Origin of the sequence: Verrucosispora sp. WMMD573, assembly GCF_027497175.1 — a bacterium.
Lineage (GTDB): Bacteria > Actinomycetota > Actinomycetes > Mycobacteriales > Micromonosporaceae > Micromonospora.
This window is the reverse complement of the sequence record NZ_CP114901.1, coordinates 6,189,764-6,212,180: the sequence shown is the minus strand read 5'-3', so window position 1 is coordinate 6,212,180 and position 22,417 is coordinate 6,189,764. Positions and strand designations below refer to the sequence as shown.

At 73.2% G+C, this 22,417-nt stretch carries 17 protein-coding genes; 9 read left to right on the top strand and 8 right to left on the bottom strand.

Going from position 1 to position 22,417, the window contains the following annotated elements:
- Positions 1 to 47: 47 nt before the first annotated feature.
- The 3 genes from O7601_RS28050 to O7601_RS28040 form a co-directional block, all read right to left on the bottom strand.
- Entirely contained in the window at positions 48 to 854 is an 807-nt protein-coding gene (locus O7601_RS28050; RefSeq protein WP_281564046.1) for a nucleotidyltransferase domain-containing protein, read from the bottom strand.
- On the bottom strand, positions 835 to 1,344 hold the full coding sequence (locus O7601_RS28045; protein WP_281564045.1) for an NUDIX domain-containing protein: 510 nt from the start codon (positions 1,342 to 1,344) through the stop codon (positions 835 to 837). Before O7601_RS28045 ends, O7601_RS28050 begins: the two co-directional genes overlap by 20 nt.
- A gap of 190 nt (positions 1,345 to 1,534) precedes the next feature.
- The gene (locus O7601_RS28040; RefSeq protein WP_281564044.1) at positions 1,535 to 2,677 is read right to left on the bottom strand and encodes a hypothetical protein; all 1,143 of its coding nucleotides are present in this window, start codon (positions 2,675 to 2,677) and stop codon (positions 1,535 to 1,537) included.
- 91 nt (positions 2,678 to 2,768) lie between these two features.
- Here O7601_RS28040 and O7601_RS28035 point away from each other — a divergent pair, with 91 nt between their 5' ends.
- Positions 2,769 to 4,202, top strand: a complete 1,434-nt coding sequence (locus tag O7601_RS28035; protein WP_281564043.1) for an RNB domain-containing ribonuclease — start codon at positions 2,769 to 2,771, stop codon at positions 4,200 to 4,202.
- Between the two features lie 163 nt (positions 4,203 to 4,365).
- On the top strand, positions 4,366 to 5,064 hold the full coding sequence (gene npdG / locus O7601_RS28030) for an NADPH-dependent F420 reductase (RefSeq protein ID WP_281564042.1): 699 nt from the start codon (positions 4,366 to 4,368) through the stop codon (positions 5,062 to 5,064).
- 84 nt (positions 5,065 to 5,148) lie between these two features.
- Here npdG and O7601_RS28025 read toward each other — a convergent pair whose 3' ends face one another.
- From O7601_RS28025 to O7601_RS28015, 3 genes are all read right to left on the bottom strand, one after another.
- Positions 5,149 to 5,667 carry a hypothetical protein gene (locus tag O7601_RS28025; protein ID WP_281564041.1) on the bottom strand — a complete coding sequence of 173 codons (519 nt, stop codon included), beginning with the start codon at positions 5,665 to 5,667 and terminating at the stop codon, positions 5,149 to 5,151.
- Between the two features lie 611 nt (positions 5,668 to 6,278).
- On the bottom strand, positions 6,279 to 7,124 hold the full coding sequence (panB, locus tag O7601_RS28020) for a 3-methyl-2-oxobutanoate hydroxymethyltransferase (RefSeq protein WP_281567073.1): 846 nt from the start codon (positions 7,122 to 7,124) through the stop codon (positions 6,279 to 6,281).
- A gap of 153 nt (positions 7,125 to 7,277) precedes the next feature.
- On the bottom strand, positions 7,278 to 9,044 hold the full coding sequence (locus O7601_RS28015) for an NAD+ synthase (protein WP_281564040.1): 1,767 nt from the start codon (positions 9,042 to 9,044) through the stop codon (positions 7,278 to 7,280).
- 204 nt (positions 9,045 to 9,248) lie between these two features.
- On the opposite strand from O7601_RS28015, the gene glnA reads away from it, so the two are divergent.
- Positions 9,249 to 10,598 carry a type I glutamate--ammonia ligase gene (gene glnA, locus O7601_RS28010; RefSeq protein WP_281564039.1) on the top strand — a complete coding sequence of 450 codons (1,350 nt, stop codon included), beginning with the start codon at positions 9,249 to 9,251 and terminating at the stop codon, positions 10,596 to 10,598.
- Positions 10,599 to 10,756: 158 nt separating this feature from the next.
- On the top strand, positions 10,757 to 11,182 hold the full coding sequence (locus O7601_RS28005; RefSeq protein WP_099850791.1) for a DUF350 domain-containing protein: 426 nt from the start codon (positions 10,757 to 10,759) through the stop codon (positions 11,180 to 11,182).
- Between the two features lie 271 nt (positions 11,183 to 11,453).
- On the opposite strand, the gene O7601_RS28000 is transcribed toward O7601_RS28005, so the two are convergent.
- Positions 11,454 to 11,993, bottom strand: a complete 540-nt coding sequence (locus O7601_RS28000; RefSeq protein WP_281564038.1) for a hypothetical protein — start codon at positions 11,991 to 11,993, stop codon at positions 11,454 to 11,456.
- 129 nt (positions 11,994 to 12,122) lie between these two features.
- Entirely contained in the window at positions 12,123 to 12,998 is an 876-nt protein-coding gene (locus tag O7601_RS27995; protein ID WP_281567072.1) for an LD-carboxypeptidase, read from the bottom strand.
- A gap of 172 nt (positions 12,999 to 13,170) precedes the next feature.
- On the opposite strand from O7601_RS27995, the gene O7601_RS27990 reads away from it, so the two are divergent.
- From O7601_RS27990 to mptB (O7601_RS27970), 5 genes are all read left to right on the top strand, one after another.
- Positions 13,171 to 13,935 carry a type 1 glutamine amidotransferase gene (locus tag O7601_RS27990; protein ID WP_281564037.1) on the top strand — a complete coding sequence of 255 codons (765 nt, stop codon included), beginning with the start codon at positions 13,171 to 13,173 and terminating at the stop codon, positions 13,933 to 13,935.
- Positions 13,935 to 17,174, top strand: a complete 3,240-nt coding sequence (locus O7601_RS27985; RefSeq protein WP_281564036.1) for a bifunctional [glutamine synthetase] adenylyltransferase/[glutamine synthetase]-adenylyl-L-tyrosine phosphorylase — start codon at positions 13,935 to 13,937, stop codon at positions 17,172 to 17,174. Before O7601_RS27990 ends, O7601_RS27985 begins: the two co-directional genes overlap by 1 nt.
- A 59-nt stretch (positions 17,175 to 17,233) precedes the next feature.
- Positions 17,234 to 18,862: a hypothetical protein gene (locus tag O7601_RS27980; RefSeq protein ID WP_281564035.1), complete on the top strand. Its 1,629-nt coding sequence runs from the start codon at positions 17,234 to 17,236 to the stop codon at positions 18,860 to 18,862.
- A gap of 186 nt (positions 18,863 to 19,048) precedes the next feature.
- A complete protein-coding gene (mptB, locus tag O7601_RS27975; RefSeq protein WP_281567071.1) occupies positions 19,049 to 20,461 on the top strand; it encodes a polyprenol phosphomannose-dependent alpha 1,6 mannosyltransferase MptB in 1,413 nt (470 codons plus the stop codon).
- 248 nt (positions 20,462 to 20,709) lie between these two features.
- Complete coding sequence (mptB, locus tag O7601_RS27970) at positions 20,710 to 22,269, top strand: polyprenol phosphomannose-dependent alpha 1,6 mannosyltransferase MptB (RefSeq protein WP_281564034.1); 1,560 nt, start codon at positions 20,710 to 20,712, stop codon at positions 22,267 to 22,269.
- Positions 22,270 to 22,417: the final 148 nt, after the last annotated feature.

Here is a 22,417-nt window from a genome sequence, read left to right as displayed (position 1 = left end):
ATGCCAACCCGATCCGACTGAACTGCCGGGCGGCCCGCTGGGGGAGATCAGGCCGGTGCGGCGGTCAGGTCGGCGAGCACACGCCGCTGAAAGGCGCGAGCCGCCGCCCCGCTTGGTGGCACGCCGCCGTCGCGGGCGGCCACCGATCGCTCCACCAGCTCGGTGGTGTCGGCGTCGACCAGCGGCCCGGCCTGGTCCAACAGCCGCCGGCCGGCGGCCACCTTGGGCAGCCACACGCCGGTGCGCAGGCGTACCCAGGAACGGCAGGCACCGAGCACGGCGTCGTCGGCTCCGGGCACGGGCACCTCCTCGGCGGGCGCCGGCCGCGCCCACCACCAGCGCAGCGCGTCCAGCACCAGTCGGCGCAGATCCTCGGGGGTCAGGTCGGCGAAGGCGTCGGCGGCGGGCGGACCGAGCAGGGCCCACCCGCTCTGGTGCAGGATGCTGCGGTCCAGGCCGTACCAGAACAGGCCGTCCGCGCTCGGGCGCTGCGCCGGCTCGTAGGACACCCGGAAGTCCATCCGTGCGCCGGTGTTCAGCTCGACCTCGAAACCCGGTTCCGGGGTGCCGGACCGCGCCACTTCCTGCTGGTACACGACCAGTTCCAGGCCGCGCGCCGGGCAGGGCAGCGCCTCGTGCCGCAGCCGAGTCACCAACACCTCGGCGAGCCCGTGGTCCAGCGGGCCGGCGCAGATCAGCGCCACGTCCACGTCGCTGCGTCCGGGTTGGTACGCGGCCAGACCCACCGAGCCCGCCGCGTACGCACCGCACAGCTCGGCGCCGAGCACCTCACCGGCTACCGCGACCAGGTCGCTGAGATACCGGCGCAGCGGTTCAGGCGTACTCCAGCTCACCGGGCTCGCCCCACTGGGTGCCGGCGGGCAGGAAGAACGCCAAGGTCTCCCCGCCGAGAGCGTGCCGGATGACCAGCCGGGCGTGCTCGTCGAGGTCGGGCAGCCGGCCCGGCGGGAACCACCGCACGTCCAGCGACTCGTCGTCGTTGACGCGTGCCTCGCCGCCCAGCAACCGGCAGTGGAAACCGAGGTTCAGGTACTCGCAACGGTCGCCGTTCGGATACGTGTGCGGATGCGACACGGCGCTGCTGAGCCGCAGCGGTTCGACCGCCAGCCCGGTCTCCTCCAGCACCTCGCGGACGACCGCGGTGGCGGGCTGCTCACCCGGCTCGACGAAGCCGCTCACCACCGACCAGCGACCGTCGTCGGCCCGTTCAGCGAGCAGTAGCTCACCCGCGTCGTTGCGGACGATCGCGCTTACGCTGGGTAGCCAGAGTAGGTCGTGGCCGACGTGCTTGCGCATCCGCAGGATGTAGTCCGGTACGCCCATCCGGTGACCTTAGCCAATCCGCTGATCTACGCCCGCACCCGGGCCGGTGGCGACGATTTTCGCAGTTCAGGCCCGTAGGCCAGGGACCACGTCTACTGTGGAAGGGCCTGGTGACTTGCCGTGTTCCGGTGGCGGTCGGTCGGTTCCCGGTGCACAGTGATGCCATGAGCGACAGCGGACGTGGACGTTACTACTGGTGTACGCGACACCACCGGGTCGAATCCGGTGCCGACGTGTGCCCCGCGCGGCACGTCCTCGGCCCGTACGACTCGGCCGCCGACGCGGAGAACGCCCTGCAACAGGTGCGGGAACGCAACGAGGCGTGGGAGGCCGAGGATGCTCGTTGGACCGGGGAGGACAGGTAGACGGCGCGGGACGCCTCCCGTGCCGAGGCACTGCGTGCGTCGCGAGGGCGGCAGCACGTCCCCATGAAGGGAACCGAGATGGCCGAAGCACAACAGGCCACCCGCCCGGCTGCGAAGCGTACGCCCGCGAGGAAGACCGCCGCGACGGAACGCACTGCGGGCCTCGCCCGTACCCCGTCGACCCGCCGCGCAGCCGGCACCGCGCCGGCTGCCCGTGAGGCGACCGGTGGCGCGGCCCCGGCCAGCCGGTCGGCCACCCTGGCGCGGAAGACCGCTGCGGCCAAGAAGGCGGCCCCCGCGAAGAAGACGGTCTCGGCGAAGACCGCGCCGACCAAGGCACCCGCCGCGAGGACCAGTTCGGCGTCGGCGCGAACCGCCACCGGCTCGCGCACCACCACGTCCGCGGCGAAGAAGGCCCCCGGGAAGAAGGCGGCGTCCGCGAGGAAGGCGGCCCCGGCCCGCAAGACGGCGCCCGCGAAGAAGGCGACGTCCGCGCGGGGCGCGGCGGCGAAGGCCCCCGCGAAGAAGGCGGCGTCCGCGAGGAAGGCGGCCCCGGCCCGCAAGACGGCCCCCGCGAAGAAGGCGGCGTCCGCGAGGAAGGCGGCCCCGGCCCGCAAGACCGCCCCCGCGAAGAAGGCGACGGGTACGCGGAGCACGTCGGCCGCGCGCAAGGCACCGGCGAAGACCGCGACGTCGACGGTGAGGAAGACGGCGACGCGCAAGAGCACGTCGACGGCGGCGAAGAAGGCCCCCGCGAAGAAGGCCCCCGCGAAGACCGTGGCCGCCAGGAAGGCACCGGCTCGGAAGAACACCACGGTGGCCACCCGCACCGCGGCGAAGAAGTCGGCCGTATCGAAAGCGCCTGCGAAGAAGGCATCCACGTCGAGGACGCCTGCGAAGAAGGCGCCGGCGAAGACTGCCGCCGCCCGGAGCGCCGGGCGTGCCGCGTCCGGCGGACGGACCGGCACCACGCGCAGGACGGCCGGCTGACCCGGCGTACGCCGACGACCCGTCGCTCGGCGGAGAGCGCGCTGCGTCCGGCGCTGTCAGGATGGGCGCATGGTCATCCGACGTGTGCTGGCACCGCGCATCGACTTCGGGGCACTGCGCCGAGAACTGGGTCTGCCCGAGACCTATCCGGCGGCGGCGCAGCGGGAGGCCGACGAGGCAGCCGCCGCACCGCCCCGGCCGGCCGTCGACTGCACGGACGTCCCGCTGGTCACGATCGACCCGCCCGGTTCGCGGGACCTGGACCAGGCGATGCACCTCAGCCGTCGCGCCGGCGGCGGCTACCGGGTGCGGTACGCGATAGCCGACGTCGCCGCCCACGTGCGTCCCGGCGGTGTGCTGGAGGACGAGACCTGGCGTCGAGGGCAGACGGTCTACCTGCCCGACGGCAACGTGCCGCTGCATCCGTACTCGCTCGGCGAAGGCGCGGCGAGCCTGTTGCCGGATGTCGACCGGGCAGCCGTGCTGTGGACCATCGACCTGGACACCGACGGTGGCACCAGCGCGGTGGTGGTGCAGCGCGCCCTGGTCCGCAGCCGAGCCCAACTGGCGTACCCGCAGGTGCAGGCCGACGCAGACGCGGGCCGGCTGCCCGAGCCGATCGCCCTGCTGCCCGAGATCGGTGCGCTGCTCACCACGCGAGGGCTGCGCCGCGGCGCGGTCAACCTGCCGATTCCCGAACAGGACGTGGAGGCCGACGGCGACGGGTGGCGACTGGTGCTGCGGGCACCGGTGCCGATGGAGGAACACAACGCGCAGATTTCCCTGCTCACCGGGATGGCCGCCGCCGATCTGATGCTGGCCGGTCGGATCGGCCTGCTGCGGACGATGCCCGCGCCGAAGCCCGAGGCGGTGCAGCGGCTGCGGGCCGCCGCCGCTCCGCTGGGCGTGCACTGGCCGGACGACGTCGGCGTGGGTGAACTGCTGCTCCGGCTGGATCCGGCTCAGCCTCGGGCCGCCGCGTTCATCGACCAGGCGGCGGAGTTGATGCGTGCGGCCGCGTACACCCCGTTCGACGGCGAGCCGCCCGAGCAGCCGGCGCACGGCGGGGTCGCGGCCGCGTACGCCCATGTCACGGCGCCGCTGCGACGACTCGCCGATCGGTACGCCACGGAGATCTGCCTGGCTCTGCACGACGGCCGTGAGGTGCCCGACTGGGCTCGCACGGCGCTGCCCCGGCTGCCGGCGGTGATGGCGGCCACGGACCGCACCGCGTCCGCGGCGAGCCGAGGCGCGATCGACCTGGCCGAGGCGGTGCTGCTGGCCAACCGGGTCGGCGAGACCTTCGACGCCGCCGTACTCGACGTGGATGCGCCGTCGAACGGCAAGGGCCGTGCGGGGCGTCCACCCGGCGGCACGGTAGCCCTGGACGACCCGCCGGTACGCGCGCGCTGTCTCGGCGAGCTGCCACTGGGCACCCGGGTCCGGGTCCGGCTGGTCGCCGCGGATCCGGCCACCCGTTCGGTCGCCTTCGAACTCGCCTGACACTTCGGCATCGCGCCCGGATCTACGCCTGCGGCCCGCGTCGCGACCTGGGCCGGCGGTTCGGCCCGCCCCGCGACTCGGGCCGGGCCGCGACCGCCGCAGCGGGCATTGTCACAGCGTCGGGCGCTGCTGCCCGGCCAGCTGATTTGCGAGGATGACGACCATGGCATACGACCCGAGCACCCTGCCCGACGTTTCCGGGCTCACCATCGGCATCATCGGTGGCACCGGCGACCAGGGCCGAGGGCTCGCCTACCGGTTCGCCCGGGCGGGCCTGGCGGTGCTGATCGGTTCCCGCTCCGCGCAGCGGGCGACCGAGTCGGCCGCCGAGATCGCCGCGCTGCCCGGCGTGCCGGCCGGTGGCAGCGTCACCGGTGCCGACAACGACGAGGTGGCCCGACGCAGTGACGTGGTGATCATCGCGGTGCCCTGGGACGGGCACGCCGCCACGGTCGGCGCGCTCGCCGAACCGCTCTCCGGCAAGATCGTCGTGGACTGCGTCAACCCACTCGGCTTCGACAAGCAGGGCCCGTACGCGCTGCCGGTGCCGGAGGGCAGCGCCGTCCAGCAGGCCGCCGCGCTGTTGCCCGATTCCCGGGTGTGCGCCGCATTCAACCACGTCAGCGCTCCGCTGCTGGCCGACCCGGAGATCGACCGCATCGACCTGGACGTGCTGATCTGCACCGAGGAACGAGAGCTGGTCGGCATCGTCGGCGCGCTCGCCGCTCACATCCCGGGCATGCGGGGCATCTACGCCGGACGACTGCGCAATGCGCACCAGATCGAGGCGTTCACCGCCAACCTGATCGCCATCAACAAGCGCTACAAGGCGCATGCGGGCGTCCGCGTCACCGACCTCTGAGCGCGTTCCGGTCCACCGGGTCCTGGTCGTCCGCCCCGCAGGTCACCAGGAGCAGCCGGATCCGATCCTCAGGGCGTCCGGTGGTCAGAAGTTGACGTTGACGCCGGCCGACTTGCAGGCCGTGCTGAGGGCAGCGCCGGCCTTCTCGAAGCCCGGGTTGTCCGCGGCCGTCGCTGGGTCCGTGGCGTTGGCGGCCTTGCCGGCCTCCGCGCCGAACTGTTCCAACGCGGCAACCACGTTGCTGTCGGTGGCGCCGGTGGCGGCCACCCGGGTCACCTCGTTCTGCAACCCGGACAGGATCTTCTGAAACAGCGCCGGCGACGGCTCGCTACCGGAACTCACCGCGGCGACGAGATTCTCCTTCATCTTGTCGCTTGCCTGCTTCGCCGACTGGCAGAGCTGCTTGTCCCCCACCACGTCCGCCGCGTCAGCGGTCGGCGGCGCCGGGGTGGGCGAGGGGGCGCTGGTGGTGGCGGTGACGGACGGCACGGCGGTCGCCGGCGAAGTTCCAGCCGTCGGAGCCGCCTCCTCGCCACCGCAGGCGGCCAACGCCAGCAGTGAGGCGCAGGCCAGGACAGAGAAGGAAGCACGAACTCGATTCACGAGCGGGAACCGTAGCGGCTTTCGGGAAATCTCGCTCACCTATCCGGCGTCGAAGGCGCGGCACCCACCAGTCGCCGAGCAGTTGGCTGAGCACCAGCACCACCATGCTGCTCAGGAGTGCGGCCAGGACGCCGAGAGCAAAGCCCAGGCTGCCGTGGCTCCGCTGGCGCGGGCCGGCGGGCGGGGAGGCGGCGCGCGCCCAGGGGTGCTCCCGGGCCAACCACCACAAGAGCCCGAGCCCGAACGGTACGAGGCAGACCAGCCAGAACCAGAACCACCGCGCCCCCAGCACCGGAGCGGGTCCGGTCAGTAGTACGGCGATGATGACCACGGCGGCGGCGAGGCCAGTTCCAGCGACGAGGTTCCCGAGTGGCTGGAGCGCCGCCGGCCAGGTCGATGCCGAGCAGGCCCGCGTTGTCGCCGACCTAGCGGCCACGGTTCGAGGTGAGGCGAGGCGGCCCGCGCCCGTTCACCCGGGCAACGGCGCCACGACGCACATCCAGGCGAACGCACCCGCCCTGACCGTCCGGGCCGGGTCAGCCAGTGGACATGGCCGGTGCCGGGTCGGCCGGTGGTCGTCGCCCGGGTCGGCCTTTGACCCAGGCGGACGGTCAGAAGGTGTGTTCGGCGGCGGGGAACTGGCCGGAGCGGACCTCGTCGGCGAAGCGGCGGGTGGCCTCGTCGAGCGTGTCGGCCAGGGCGGCGTAGCGCTTCACGAAACGTGGCGCCTTGCCGGTGCGCAGGCCCGCCATGTCCTGCCAGACGAGCACCTGGGCGTCGGTGTCCGGGCCGGCGCCGATGCCCACGGTGGGGATCGGCAGCTCGGCGGTGACCCGCTTGGCCACCTCACCGGGCACCATTTCGAGCACCACCGCGAAGGCACCAGCCGCAGCGACCGCCCGCGCGTCGGCCAGTACCTCGTCGGCGGTGTCGCCGCGGCCCTGTACCCGGTATCCGCCGATGGTGTGCTCACGCTGGGGGGTGAAGCCGATGTGCGCCATCACCGGGATGCCCGCACCGACGATCGCCTCGATCTGCGCGGCGCAGCGCTGGCCGCCCTCCAGTTTCACCGCGTGACAGCCGCCCTCCTTCATGAACCGGACGGCGGTACGCAGCGCCTGGGTCGGGCCCTCCTCGTACGAGCCGAATGGCAGGTCACCGACGACGAGGGTCTGCCGGGTGGCCCGGACGACCGCCCGTACCAGCGGCAGCAGTTCCTCGGCGGTCACCGGCAGGGTCGTCTCGTAGCCGTACACGTTGTTCGCCGCCGAGTCGCCCACCAGCAGCACCGGGATTCCGGCGGCGTCGAAGATCGAGGCCGTGTACTGGTCGTACGAGGTGAGCATCGACCATCTCTCGCCGCGCTCCTTGGCGGCGAGCAGGTCGCGGGTACGGACGCGACGGGTGGCCGGGCCGCCGTAGAGGGCGGTCACCTCGGCCGGAGTGGATTCCACGATGTTCTCCTTCCTCGAGGCCGCGTACGCGGTCCCCGGGTTCTGCCGCGATCGTCCCACCGCGCGGGCGGTCGGCGGCAGGGCGCAGTGGAGGATGTCACTCCGGTCCAGCGTCACGGGGCGGCCGTGCGCACCACCGGACCGCCCGGAAGCCGGTCAGCCGTTCTCGCGCCACCGGTTGGTGATCGGTAGCCGCCGGTCCCGTCCGAACGCCTTCATGGAGATCTTCGTACCCGGTGCGGACTGGCGGCGCTTGTACTCGGCGGTATCCACCAACCGCAGCACCTTGTCCACCACGGCCGGGTCGTGACCGTCGGCGATCAGCCCCTCCCGGCCCAGGTCACCGTCGATGTAGCCGATCAGGATCGGGTCGAGCACGTCGTAGTCGGGCAGCGAGTCGCTGTCGAGCTGCCCCGGGCTCAGCTCGGCGCTCGGCGGCTTGCCGATCGAGTTCTCCGGGATAGGTGGGGTCACGCCCAGCTGGGTGGCCTCGGTGTTGCGCCACTTGGCCAGCCGCCAGACCAGGGTCTTCCACACGTCCTTGATCGGGTTGAAACCGCCGACCGAGTCGCCGTACAGGGTCGAGTAACCGACCGCCAGCTCGCTCTTGTTGCCGGTGGTCAGCACCAGGTGGCCCTCCTGGTTCGACAACGCCATCAGGATGACGCCGCGTACCCGGGCCTGGAGGTTCTCCACCGCGACCCCGGACAGCGACACGTTCGCCAGGAAGGTGTCCACCATCGGCTGGATCGGCTCCACCCGGTAGTCCAGGCCGGTCCGCTTGGCCAGGTCGGCGGCGTCGGAGCGGCTGTGCTCCGAGGAGTGCTGGCTGGGCAGAGAGACCCCGACCACCCGGTCGCCGCCGAGGGCGTCCACCGCGATGGCCGCCACCACCGCCGAGTCGATGCCCCCGGACAGCCCGAGCACCACCGAGGGAAAGCGGTTCTTCTCGACGTAGTCCCGCAGGCCGAGCACCAGCGCCTGCCACACCTCGGCCTCGTCGGCCACCGGCTCGATGATGCCGCCGGTCGCCGCCGGGCCCGTCGGCGAGGGCGGGATCCCCTCGACGGTACGCCGCACCACCCGCAGCCCGTCGGCCAGCTGCTCGCCGTCCGCGACCTCGCCGGCACCTGTGGCGGCGGGCAGGTCGACGTCGTGCACGAGCAGGTGCGTGACGAACTGCGGTGCCCGGGTCAGCACCGTCCCGTCCGCCGCGACGATCATCGAGTCGCCCTCGAAGACCAGCTCGTCCTGACCACCGATCATGTTGACGTACGCGATGGTGGCCCCGGCCTCGGCGGCCCGCCGGCGGACCAGCGGCATTCGCAGGTCGTCCTTGTTCAGCTCGTACGGCGAGCCGTTGATGTTGACCACCAGCCCCACCCCAGCCCGGCGGGCGGCAGCGAACGGGCCGCCGGCCTGCCACAGGTCCTCGCAGATGGTCAGCGCCACGTCCACCCCGCCGAGCCGGACCACGGTGAGCATGTCGCCGGGCACGAAGTAGCGGTCCTCGTCGAAGACGCCGTAGTTGGGCAGGTGGTGCTTGAAGTAGGTGGCAACCACCTCACCCCGGTGCAGCAGCGCGGCGGCGTTACGCGTCCCCCGACCCGGCTCGGCGTCCGCGCTCACCTGCGGCGGGCCGTCGGCGTCCAGGTAGCCCACCACGACCGGCAGGTCACCCAGGCCGTCGGCGTCCAGATCGGCGGCGAGCTGGCCGAGCGCCGCCTGGGAGGCGGCCACGAAGGACCGCCGGAAGACCAGATCCTCCACCGGGTAGCCGGTCAACATCATCTCGGGGAACAGGACCAGTTGGGCACCGGAGTCGGCGGCCCGGCGGGTCCAGGCGCGGACGAGACCGGCGTTGCCGGTGAGGTCACCGACACTGGGGTTGACCTGGCACAGGGCGAGACGCAGGGTGGGCATGTCCTCATCTTGCCCCAGCGGTACGGCCTCGACACGTCGGCGTGGAGCAGTCCGACCGGGGTCCGACCGCCGGTCGGGACGGGACAGGACGTAACGGCCGCGGTTCGGTTAACGTCTGCGTAATCGGGTCGGTGGAGACTGGTCGGTCAGGTCGGGCAGAGTCCGACCCAAGGCGGACATAGTGTGTCGCGGAAGGTTGGGGAAGTGGACCGTCAGCAGGAGTTCGTCCTCCGTACGCTGGAAGAGCGGGACATCCGTTTCGTCCGGCTGTGGTTCACCGACGTGCTCGGCACGCTCAAGAGCGTGTCGGTCGCCCCCGCCGAACTGGAGGCCGCCTTCGAGGAGGGCATCGGTTTCGACGGCTCCGCCATCGAGGGCTTCGCCCGGGTCTTCGAGTCGGACATGGTCGCCATGCCGGACCCGACCACCTTCCAGGTCTTCCCGTTCGAGGGCGGGGTCAGCGGCGAGAGCGCCCGGATGTTCTGCGACATCCTGCTGCCCGACGGCGGTCCGTCCTGGGCCGATCCCCGCCATGTGCTGCGTCGGGCGTTGTCCCGGGCGGCGGAGAAGGGCTTCACCTTCTACACCCACCCGGAAATCGAGTTCTTCCTGCTGGAGAACGGGCCGATGGACGGCGCCGTGCCGGTGCCGGTGGACACCGGCGGGTACTTCGAGCACACCACCCACGCCGTGGCGCGGGACTTCCGCCGCCAGGCGGTGCTGTCGCTGGAGCGGATCGGCATCTCGGTGGAGTTCAGCCACCACGAGGTCGCCCCCGGCCAGCAGGAGATCGACCTGCGCTACGCCGACGCGCTGACCACCGCCGACAACATCATGACCTTCCGGCACGTGGTCAAGGAGGTGGCGCTCTCCACCGGCGTGCAGGCCACCTTCATGCCCAAGCCGTTCACCGACCAACCGGGCAGCGGGATGCACACCCACCTGTCGCTGTTCGAGGGGGAACGCAACGCGTTCCACGACGCCAGCGACCCGATGAAGCTGTCCAAGGTGGCCCGGGCGTTCATCGCCGGGCTGCTGGCCCACGCCCGGGAGTACACCGCGGTCACCAACCAGTGGGTCAACTCGTACAAGCGGCTGTTCCCGCAGGCGTTGCCGGACCGGGTCACCGAGAGCCCCGCGTACGTCTGCTGGGGGCACCTGAACCGCTCCGCGCTGGTCCGGGTCCCGGCGTACGGCAAGCCGAACTCGGCCCGGGTTGAGATCCGCTCGCCCGACTCGGCCGCCAACCCGTACCTCGCCTTCGCGGTGCTGCTCGGCGCCGGGATGAAGGGCATCGAGGAGGGGTACGAGCTGCCGCCCGGCGCCGAGGACGACGTGTGGGCACTGACCAGCGCCGAGCGGCGGGCGATGGGGTACGAACAGCTGCCGGAGAACCTGTCCGAGGCGATCGACGTGATGGCGGGTTCGGAACTGGTCGCCGAGGTGCTCGGCGAGCACGTCTTCGACTTCTTCCTGCGCAACAAGCGGGCCGAGTGGGAGCAGTACCGCCGCGAGGTCACGCCCTACGAGCGCCAGCACTACCTGTCGCTGTAGCCGCCGCTGTGGCGGGCCTGCCCGACGTTCTAGCCGCTGCTCCGGGCAGGTCCGCCGGCACCGGCCCGCCGCCGGGCTGCCGGGCGTTGCCCGGTGCCGCTATCGTCTCGATCACCGTGCCGGCACCCGCCGGCCGGAGACTCGTCGGGAGGCAGTCGGTGCTGGAGGATCTGCTCAGCGGAGCCTGGCAGAGCGTGGTGTTCGGGGTCGTCGGTGTTGGCCTGATGGCCGCCGGCTTCGTCCTGGTCGACCTGCTCACCCCGGGCAAACTGCGGGACCTGATCTGGGTACGCCGCAACGCCAACGCCGGGCTGCTGCTCGCCGCGAATCAGCTCGGCGTCGCCGGCATCGTCTTCACCGCGATCCTGACCAGCTACAGCGACTTCGCCAAGGGGCTGGCCTCGACGGTGATCTTCGGGCTGATCGGTCTGGGCATCATGGCGCTGGCCTTCTTCGTGCTGGACCTGATCACCCCGGGCAAGCTCGGCGAGGTCATCTGCGCCGACGAGCCGCACCCGGTGGCCCGGGTCAGCGCCGCCAGCCACTTCGGCGCCGCGCTGATCGTCTGCGCCTGTATCGCCTGACCGCACCCGGTCCGCCCGCCCACGACCCGGTTCCCGGGCCCGCGCCGCCGGCGGTCGCCGGATGCGGCAAGTCGGGCCTTCCCGGGCTCCCGGATACCGCGACCTGCCGCATGTCGTGGGCCGGTCGTGGCGGTGGGTTGGGTACAGCCGCGTGGGCGGCCCCGCAGGAGTGGAGCGGGGCCGCCCACGCGGCGTGGTACGTCAGCCCGGGCCGGCGGATGAGCCGGGACCGCTCGGCACGCGGTGCGCGTGCGTGAGGCCGGCCGGGGTGTCACTTGCCGGCGGTGTCGCCCTCGCCGCCACGAGCGCCGGGGCCGCCCCAGCCGCCGAACACCCCGGCCTCGACGGCGGCGGTGATGGCGTCGGCCTGCTCCTGGGTGAGCTTGCCGTCCTCGACCGCCTGCGCGAGCCGCTCGGCCAGCGCCTCCTGGCGCTCCTCGGCCGACGGCGGCGTCCGCCGCTCGCCCTCGCCGCCGTCGCCGCCCATGCGGCCCTCGCCGCGGCCCGTGAGGCCCCGGCGGCCCTCACCGTCCGGCCGGCCCTGCGGCTGGTGCTGCTCGCGGAGCTTCTCCAGCGCCTCGGTCACCTTCTCGGTGGGCACGCCCAACTCCTCGGCCAGCGCCTCGGTGAACTGCGCGTGCCGAGCGGCCCGCTGTTCCTGCCGGTCGCCCTGCGGCTCGCTGCTCGCGCTGGCGCTCGGGGTGGCCTTGTCGTCGGCGAGCGCCACGGTGGGAGCGGCGATCCCCACGCCGAGCACGCCCGCCGCGGCCAGGCCGGCCAGCAGGTGCCTTGTCGAAATCGTGCGAGACATCGGTCCTCCAACTCGTCGGTGATGCGATGACGTCACCGACAGTGACGAACCCGGCTGGGCGGGAACCATGGCGAAGCTGTCAGCGAGCTGGCAATCCGGGCCAGCATTCCGGACGTGTCCGACAAAGAGTCACCGGACGGCGGCGACCACGCTGAGAGTGCCGGCGTCGGCGTCGAGGGTCGCCCGGGTACCGACGGGGACGGTGAGCTGCCCGGGGCCGTGACCGATCGGCAGACCACCCAGCACCGGTACGCCCAGGTCGCCGAGGCGCTCGACGAGCACGTCGGCCACCGTGGTGTCCCAGCCGTCCGCGCAGTCGGTGAACTGCCCCACCGCCACCCCGGCCAACCCGTCCAGCACGCCGGCCCGGCGGAGCTGGGTCAGCATCCGGTCGACCTTGTACGGCGGTTCCTGCACGTCCTCCAGCAACAGCACCGCGCCGGTCAGGTCGGGCATGTCCGGGGTGCCGAGCGAGGCCACGACCAGGCAGAGGTTGCCGCCCAACAGCCGGCCGGTGGCCCGCCCCCCGACGCGTACGCCGAAGGTCTCCTCGCCCTCGACGGCGCGTACGGTGACCGGCTCGGTGCTGGTCATCGCCGCGTGCAGGGACTCGGCCGAGGCCACCGGGGTGCGCTCGTCGCGCCAGGCCGCCCCGGGACCGTGCACCCCCGCCAACCGGGCGCCCCGCCAGAGCGCCAGGTGCAGCGCGGTGATGTCGGAGAATCCGGCCACCACCTTCGGGTCACGGCGTACCGCCGCCATGTCGATCGCGTCCACCACCCGCTGCGCCCCGTATCCGCCCCGGGTGCAGATCACCCCACGCACCTGCGGATCGGCGAACGCGGTGTCGAGGTCGGCCGCCCGTAGCGCGTCCGCGCCCGCCAGGTAGCCCTGCCGGGCGTAGGCGTTGGGCGCGAGCACCGGCCGCAGTCCCCAGCCGGTGAGCAGCTCCACGCCCCGGGCCACCCGTTCCGGGCGGGTCGGTCCGGACGGCGACACCAGCATCACCGTGTCGCCGGGACGCAGGGCGGGTGGGCGGACGACGTCGTCGGGCGTGCTGCGGTCGGACACAGCGGCAGAGCCTACTGTGGTGGCCAGCGAAACCTTTCGACGTTGCCGGACACCGCGCCGATCCCTCGCGCCGGCCCGGTCGGCCGGACCGGATAGCCTCGACGATGTGGCAACCGCGTTGGTGATCGAAAACGACCCGACCGACGACCCGCGCCGGCTGGGGGAGTGGCTGACCGAGGCCGGGCTGGAGCTGGCGGTGGTCCGCCCGCACGCGGGCGAGGCCGTTCCCGCCGACCTGGAGGGATACGCCGCCCTGGTGGTGCTCGGCGGTGATCAGCAGGCCTACCCGCTTGTCGACGGGGTGCCGGCGGCCGCCTGGTTCCCGGCGGTGGAGAAGCTGCTCCGTAAGGCGGTGCGGCACCGGCTGCCGACCCTGGGCGTCTGCCTCGGTGCGCAGCTGCTCGCCACCGCCCACGCCGGCACGGTCGTGCGCAGCCCGTCCGGGCCGGAGGTCGGGCCCGCAGTGGTCGGCCGGCGTGACGCGGCCGAGTCCGACCCGCTCTTCCGGTACGTGCCGCTGATCCCCGACGTGTTGCAGTGGCACGCCGACGAGATCACCGAGCTGCCCGCCGGCGCCACCCTGCTGGCCGCCTCCACCCGCTATCCGCACCAGGCGTTCCGCCTCGGCGACCGGGCCTGGGGGTTGCAGTTCCACATCGAGTGCGACACCGCGATGATCACCGAATGGGCCACCGAGTCGGCGCTGCTGGCCGAGCTGGGCTACGACCCGCAGCTGGTGATCTCCGCGTGCGATGCGGTGATGGCCGACGTCGAGGAGGTCTGGCAGCCGTTCGCGGCACGGTTCGCCGCACTCGCCCTCGGCGAGCTGGACGAGGGGTCCCGGCGCAGCCTGCCCCTGCTCGGGCACTGATGGGCCGGCCGACCAGCGCCACGGGCCGGCTCGCCCGCTACGGCTTCGGCGTCACCGACGACGACGCGGGGGCCCGCGCCGCGGATCTGCTCGGACCGGACGGTCTCGACCTGTGGCGTGCGCAGACGCAGGAACCCACCGGCGAGCAGGCCCAGGAGTTGCTCACCGCGCTGTCCCGGGCCGCCGACCCGGATCTGGCGCTGCGTCAGCTGCACCGACTGATCGAGGCGGAGCACCGAGCGACGGCTGGCCCGAACGGCGCCGTCGGCCCGGGCGCGGCGGTGCGGCAGCGGGGTGCCGGGCCCGGCCGCGTCACGGCGACCGCCACCGCCCAGGGCGGCTCCACCGGGAGCGGGGGTGCCGGTGGCGCCGGGAGCGAGGGTACGGCCGGGAGCGAGGGGGCCGCCGGCAACGGCGGCAGCACCGGACGTGACCGTGCCGCCGGGAGTCAGGGCACCACTGCGGCCGGCGGCGGCATCGGAGCGGGCTCGGCCCTGCTCGCCGCGCTGCACGACGATCCGGGGCTGCGTCGTCGGCTGTTCGCCGTGCTGGGCGCCTCCTCGGCGCTCGGGGACCACCTGGTGGCCAACCCCGACCAGTGGCTGGTGCTGCGTACCGAACCGGACGGCCTCGCCCCGACCGCCGACGGCCGGCTCGACAGGTCCGGCGAGGGCAACCCCGTAGCGGTGCTGCGGCGGGCGTACCGGCTGGCGTTGCTGCGGGTCGCGGCGGCCGATCTGACCGGCGGGCGCGGCCTGGAACAGACCATGGCCGCGCTCTCGGCGCTTGCCGACGCCACGCTGTCGGCCGCGTACCAGATCGCCGTGGCGGAGCTGCCCGAGGGCACCCGGGAACCGCGACTGAGCGTGGTCGCGATGGGCAAGTGCGGCGGCGGCGAGCTGAACTACGTCTCCGACGTCGATGTGATCTTCGTGGCGGCCGAGGACGACGATCTGACCGCCGCCACCACCGTGGCCACTCGGCTGATCCACATCTGCGGGCTGGTCGCCTGGCCGGTCGACGCGGCCCTGCGCCCCGAGGGCAACCGGGGACCGTTGGTGCGGACCCTCGCGAGCCATCTGGCCTACTACCGACGCTGGGCCCGAACCTGGGAGTTCCAGGCGCTGCTCAAGGCCCGTCCGGCCGCCGGTGACCTGGCGCTCGGCCAGGAGTGGATCGACGCGTTGGCACCGCTGCTCTGGCAGGCGGCCGAACGCCCTGAGGCGGTCGAGGACGTCCGGGCGATGCGGCGCAAGATCATTGATCACATTCCGCCGAAGGAACTGGAACGCGAGATCAAACGTGGCCCCGGCGGGCTGCGCGACATCGAGTTCGCCGTGCAGTTGTTGCAACTGGTGCACGGCCGAGGCGACGAGACGTTGCGGGCACCCGGCACCATCCCCGCCCTGCGCGCGCTGGTCACCGGCGGCTACGTCGGCCGCGCCGACGGCGAGGCGCTGCTGCGCGGCTACCGGTTCCTGCGCAGCGTCGAGCACCGGCTGCAACTCCAGGGCCTGCGGCGTACCCACACGGTGCCGACCGAACCCGGCGCGTTGCGTTGGCTCGCCACCGCGCTCGGCTACACCGCCGGACCCGGGCGCAGCGCCGTCGAGGAGTTCCGCGCCGAGTGGGTCACCCACGCCTCGGAGGTACGCCGACTGCACGCCAAACTGCTCTACCGGCCGTTGCTGGAGTCGGTGGCCCGGGTACCGGCCGACGGGCTGCGACTGACCCCGCAGGCGGCCCGCAACCGCCTGGAGATCCTCGGCTTCGCCGACCCGGCCGGGGCGCTGCGTCACCTCCAGGCCCTCACCGGCGGAGTGAGCCGTACCGCCGCCATCCAACGCACCCTGCTGCCGGTGCTGCTCAGCGAGTTCGCCGACGCCCCCGAGCCGGACCGGGGCCTGCTCAACTACCGCCAGGTCTCCGACTCCCTCGGCAGCACCCCCTGGTACCTGCGGCTGCTGCGCGACTCCGGGCCGGTGGCCCGCCGGCTGGCCCGGGTGCTCTCCTCCTCCCGGTACGTCGCGGACCTGCTGACCCGCGAGCCGGAGGCGCTGCGCCTGCTGGCCGAGGAGAGCGAGCTGAGTCCGCGCCCGCGCGAGGTCCTCTTCGACGGTTTCACCGCCGCCGCGGCCCGGCACTCCGACCCGGTCGAGGCGACCCGGGCGGTACGCGCGCTGCGCCGCCGCGAACTGCTCCGCCTCGCCTGCGCCGACGTGCTCAGCCGGGCCGGTTCGCTGGCCCCGGCCCGTCCCGACGGCGGCCGGACCACGCCCGCCCTGTCCGACATCACCGCGGTCGGCACCGCGCTCTCCGACGTCACCGATGCGACCCTCGCCGCCGCGCTACGGACCGCCCGGGCCGCCCAGCCGGCCATGCCGGGACTCACCTTCGCGGTGATCGGGATGGGTCGGCTCGGCGGGTACGAGTCGAACTATCTCTCCGACGCCGACGTGCTCTTCGTCTACGACCCGCCGGAAGGGGTAAGCGAGAGCGCTGCAAGTGCCGCCGCGCACGCCATCGCCGAGGAGCTACGGCGGCTGCTCGGCATGCCCGCACCCGACCCACCGCTCGGCGTCGACGCCGACCTGCGTCCCGAGGGCCGGCAGGGGCCGCTGGTCCGCAGTCTCGCCGCCTACCAGCAGTACTACGCCCGCTGGTCGCGGGTGTGGGAGGCGCAGGCGCTGCTGCGCGCCCGCTGCGTCTGCGGCGACGCCGAACTGGGCACCCGGTTCGAGCAGATGGTCGACCCGATCCGGTACCCGGCCGAGGGGCTGACCCGGGAGCAGGTCATCGAGATCCGCCGGATCAAGGTGCGGGTGGAGACCGAGCGGCTGCCCCGGGGCGCCGACCCGGCCACCCACACCAAACTGGGCCGGGGCGGCCTGGCCGACGTGGAGTGGGCGGTGCAGCTGCTCCAACTGCGCCACGCCGGCGCGTACCCGCAGCTGCGCGGCACGCGTACCCTCGACGCGCTCGCCGCCGCCCGGGAAGCCGGCCTGGTCGATCCGGCGGACGCCGAGGCGATGGCGGCTGGCTGGACGCTCGCCGCGCTGGTCCGCAACGCGCTGATGCTGGTCCGGGGCCGCGCCGGCGACCAACTGCCCCGGCACGGCGTGGAACTGGCCGGCGTGGTCCGGCTGCTCGGCCGCGACGACCCGGGCGAGTTCCTCGACGAGTACCTGCGCACCGGCCGCCGTTCCCGCTCGGCCACCGAACGCGTCCTGGAGATGTGACGCCGACGTCCCGGTGACCCGCCACCCGGGCCGGTCACTGATCGTGGTACGACTGCTCGGTGCCGACATCGACCCACGCTTCCCTCCCGGAAGGGGAGGCCGCCGAAGCTGCGTCGGGTGCCGGTGCACCCGGGCCGGCGTACCCCGTTCTGGGTTCGCTGCTGGTGTCGCTGCTGCTGGCGGTCGCGTTCCTGCTGGCCCGGCCCATGGGGACCGACCTCTCCGCGCAGGTGGCCCGCGCGGGTTTCGCCGGGCGCAACGGTCTCGCCCCGCTCGACTTCTCCTGGTACGGCGGGGTCAACCAGTTCGGCTACAGCCTCTACACCCAGATGCTCGGTGCGCTTGTCGGGGTGCGTCCGGTCGGTGCGGTCGCGGCGGTCGTCTCCGCCGTGGCACTGGCCTGGCTGCTGGTGCTGACCGGCGCTCGCCGTCCGCTGCTCGGCGGCCTGCTGGGTGCGATCGTCCTGGTGGGGAACCTGGCCAGTGGTCGGATCACCTTCGCCGTCGGCCTGATGTGGGCGCTGCTCGCGCTCTGCCTGGTGGCGTGGCCCCGGGGGACGCGTTGGTGGCGGCTGGCGGCGGCCGGTGCGGCGGCGGTGCTCGCGACGGCTGCCAGCCCGGTGGCCGGCCTCTTCCTCGGCCTCGCCGGCGGTGCCCTGTTGGTCCTCGACGTCTGGCGGGACCGGCGACCCGGAACCGCCGCGCTGGTTCTGTGCCTCGCGCCGCTGGTGACGGTGGCGCCGATGGCGGCGCTCTTCGGTAACGGGGGGCGGCAACCGTTCAGCGCCGAATCACTGCGGATCAACCTCGCCCTTGCCGTGGTGGTGCTCGCGCTCGTACCGGTCCGGGCACTGCGGGTCGGTGCCGCGCTCACCGCGCTGCTCCTGGTCGCGGCCTACCACCTGCCCAGCCCGATCGGTTCGAACGCGTTGCGCCTGCCGATGCTCTTCGCCCTGCCGATCGTCGCGGCGTACGTCGGACTGGGCCGGCGCTGGCTGGCCGCGCTGCTCGTCGCGTTGTTCTGGTGGCAGTCCCCGGTGATGACCAACGACATCGCCCGGCGTGGGGCGGCGCCGGCGTACGCCGCCTTCCACGAACCTCTGCTGAACGACCTGGAGCGGCGGGGACCGGTGGGCCGGATCGAGGTGGTGCCGCTGCGGGACCACTGGGAGAGCGCCTTCGTGGCCGCCGCCGTACCACTGGCCCGGGGCTGGGAGCGGCAGGTCGACGTGGGACGTAACCCGCTCTTCTACGACGGCAGCCTCGATGCCGGCCGGTACGGCGAATGGCTGCGCCGCAACGCCGTCAGCTACGTCGCCATCGCGCCGGACGCGGCCCTCGACCGGTACGGCCAGGACGAGGCGACGCTCGTGCTGGCCGGTCAGCCGTACCTGCGGGAGGTCGGCCGCCCCGGGCAGTGGCGCCTGTACCAGGTGCTCGATCCGGCACCACTCGTCTCCCCTCCGGCTCAACTCGTCACCTCCGACGACGCGGGGGTGCGATTCACCGTCGACGCCCCCGCCGATGTGCTCGTCCGGGTCCGGTGGTCCCGTTGGCTGTCGTTGTCCGCGGGAGACGGGTGCCTGAGCGCCACCCCGGACGAATGGGTCACGGTACGGGCCCGAACCGCGGGAACCTTCGAGGTCACGAGCAGCCTGCGGCCCGCCGGCCACTGCCCGCCCGGCTGACGGCGGGCGCTCCACGGCCGGCGGTGAGCGCTCCACCTTGCCGGTTGCCTCGCCGAGGTGGACTCGGCGGGGCAGCGTCCGGCCGGCGGCGGGTTCCACGGCCGGCGGTGAGCGGCCGCCGGCGCGTGGTTGCCGCGTGATGCCCACCTCGGTAGCGCGCCGTACGGTACTGGCAGCATGTCCGACGTGCCCCATCACCTCGTGCGCTGGACCGGACTGGCCGGATCGATCATGCTCGCCGTGGCGGCGTTCCTCGGCGGCGCCCTGCCCGACGGCGATCTGCGACCCAACCCGGTCAAGATCTGGCTGGGGCCGAACGGGCCGCTGATCATCGGGCTGTGGCTGGTCGGCACCGCGGCCATGGCGGTGGCCTGGTGGACGCTGCGGGACCGGGTGCCGTCGGCCCGGTGGGCGTTGGTCACCGCCGGGCTGTGGGCGCTGCCGTTCCTGCTCACCCCGCCGCTGGGCAGCCGGGACGCCTACGCGTACGCCTGCCAGGGGGCAAGCTACGCGGGCGGCATCAGCCCGTACGAGTACGGCGTCTCGACGCTGCCCTGCCCGTGGCTGGACACCATGTCGTACATCTGGCGGGACACCCCGGCGCCGTACGGGCCGCTGTTCGTGGTGCTCTCCGGTGCGGTGGTCGCGGCGACGGGTTCTCTGATCGGCAGCATCGCGCTGTTCCGGGTGCTCGCGGTGGCCGGCGTGGTGCTGACGGCGGCCTGCCTGCCGGTGCTGGCCCGCCGCTGTGGCGTGCCGGTCGGCCGGACCCTCTGGCTCGCCCTGGCCAGCCCGCTGGTCGGGGTGCACCTGATCTCCGGCGTACACAACGACGCACTGATGGTCGGGCTGTTGGTGGCCGGTCTGGCCGTGGTGGTCAGTCGCCCCGGACGGCCCTGGCCGCTGCTGGCCGGCGGCGTCGTCCTCGGCCTGGCCGCCGGCATCAAGGTCACCGCGCTGGTGGTGGTGCCGTTCGCGGCGCTCGCCGCGATCACCGGCGGCTACTCGCTGCGCGCGCTGCTGCGCCACGGTACGCCGGTGGTCGGCGGTACCGTGGCCACGCTGTTCGGGACGACCCTCGCCGCCGGGCTCGACCTCGGCTGGATCACCGGGCTGTCGCACGGCAACGAGGTGGTCGCCTGGACATCGCCGCCGACCGCCGTCGGGCAGACCGTCGGCTACCTGGTGCTGCCGTTCGGCCTGCACATCGACACGCTGCCGGTGACCCGGGGCATCGCGGTGCTGGTGCTGGCGGCGTTGCTGGTGTGGCTGTGGTTCCGGGCCCGGCACCGGGAACCGCTCTGGCACGCCGCGCTGGCGTTGACCGCGACGGTCGCGCTCGCCCCGCTGTTCCACCCCTGGTACTGGTTCTGGCCGCTGGCGCTGCTCGCCGCCACCGCGCGGCGCACCTGGTGGTTCAGCGCGGTGACCGTCTACGCCGCGTTTCTGGTGCTGGCCGACGGCACCGGCCTGCCCCGCTACACCAAGACGGTTGGTGCGCCGCTGATGACGCTGTTCGTGATCGTGGTGGCGCTCCGGTTGGTACGGTCGGCGAAGGAGGCCCGGGCGGCGGCCCGTCAACCGGTGCCTGCCGATTAGGCCGTGTCTCCCGGAGGCACCCCCTGGACCAGTTCCGGCGAGGCGTCCCTGGACCCCGCACCTGAGGAGAGGTACCGCCGGTGTCCGATCCCGGCGCCCGTCCCCATCCCGAGCCCCGCTCCGCGTCCGGCGACGGCAGTGATCCGGGTCTCCGGCCCGATCCGGGCCCCGCGTGCGACCGGGAACTCGGGCGGGATCGGGGACTCGGGCGGGATCGGGGACTCGGGCGGGATCCCGATGCCCGGGCGGTGGGCACGCGGGACCGGGTCGCCCGGTACGTCGGGCTGGTGGGGGCGCTGCTGCTGGCGGTCGTCGGGTACCTCGGCGGCGCGTTGCCCGATGCCACCACCGCCCCCGACGGCGGTCCGCTGACCGTCGCGTTGTGGCTGCTCGGCACGATCGCCATGGTGGGCGCCTGGTGGGCACTGCGCGACGGTGCCCCGTCGACCAGGTGGGCGTACGTCACCGCTGGGTGGTGGACGTTGCCGTTGCTGGTCACCGCCCCGCTGGGCAGCCGGGACGTCTACTCGTACGCCTGCCAGGGCTGGATCTACGCCGGCGGTGGTGATCCGTACGCCACCGGGGTGGCCGCGGCCGGCTGCCCCTGGGTCGAGGCGGTCGCGCCGGTCTGGCGGGACACCCCGGCCCCGTACGGGCCGGTCTTCGTGTTGCTAGCCGCGCTGGCCGTGGTGCTCGGCGGTGGGCTGCTCGGTGGTGGGCTGCTCGGCACGGTGCTGCTGCTGCGGCTGCTGGCGCTCGCGGGCGTACTGGCGGCGGCGGCCTGCCTGCCCGGCCTGGCCCGGGCAGCCGGCGTGCCGCCTCGGCGGGCGACCTGGCTGCTGCTGGCCTGCCCGCTGGTCGGCGTGCACCTGGTGGCCGGGGCGCACAACGACGCGGTGATGCTCGGCCTGCTCCTGCCGGCCCTGCTGCTGCTGTTCGCCCGTCCGGGCCGGCTCGGATCGTTGCGTTCGGTCGGTGTGCTGCTGGTGGCCGGGGTGCTGATCGGACTGGCGGTGTCGGTGAAGGCGACCGCCGTGGTGGTGCTGCCGTTCGCGGCGTTGGCCGCCGTGCGGGGCCGGCCCGTCGTGCGCACGCTGCTGCGCGACGGTGGCCTGCTGACCATCGGTGCCGTCGGCGGGCTGCTGGTCCCCTCGCTGCTGACCGGTCTCGGGCTCGGCTGGCTCGGTGGGCTGGGCCGCAGCGGCGACACCGTGCAGTGGACCTCGCCGCCGACCGCCATCGGCATGCTCGTCGACTACGTCGGCGAACTTTTCGGCCACCACCCCGACGCCGTCCCGCTGACCCGCGTAGCCGCCCTGCTCCTCCTGGCAGCCCTGCTCCCCCTCCTCTGGCTCCGCACCCTCTCCACCCTCCACCCCCCACCTCCACCCGGCTCCGATGGGTTGATCATGAAGTTGTTGCCCTTGGTAAGCGCTTACCGGGGCAATAACCTCATGATCAGCCCGGCTGGGGGTTGGGTGGGGGGTTGGGCGGGGGGTTGGGGTGGGGGTTGGGGTGGGGTGGGGTTGGGGGGTGCGGGGGTGGGGTTGGTGGCCACTGTGGTGCTCGCACCGGTGTTTCATCCCTGGTACGCGACCTGGCCGCTGGCGGTGCTCGCGGTGGTGGCGACCCGGACCGCCTGGTTCGTGGCGCCGTGTGCGTTGGCGTCGTTCCTCGCCCTGCCGGACGGCACCAACGTGGCCCGGCTGACCAAGGCCCCGGGTGCGATTGTGATGACGACACTGGTCCTAGCCGCGCTCCTCTGGTCCCTCTCCCGCCGCCGACCCCGGCGATCGACCCCACCCTGACCGGCGGCACTGCCCATTAACTCCTCAGACGAGTCGTAACTGATCCGCCCATCTGCCCTCTCCTGGGGCGCGCGGTTGCGCGGCCGTAGCGTGGCAGTGAAGCCGCTCGACACGCCGGTGCGAAGACTGCTGCACTGCCACAGTCGCT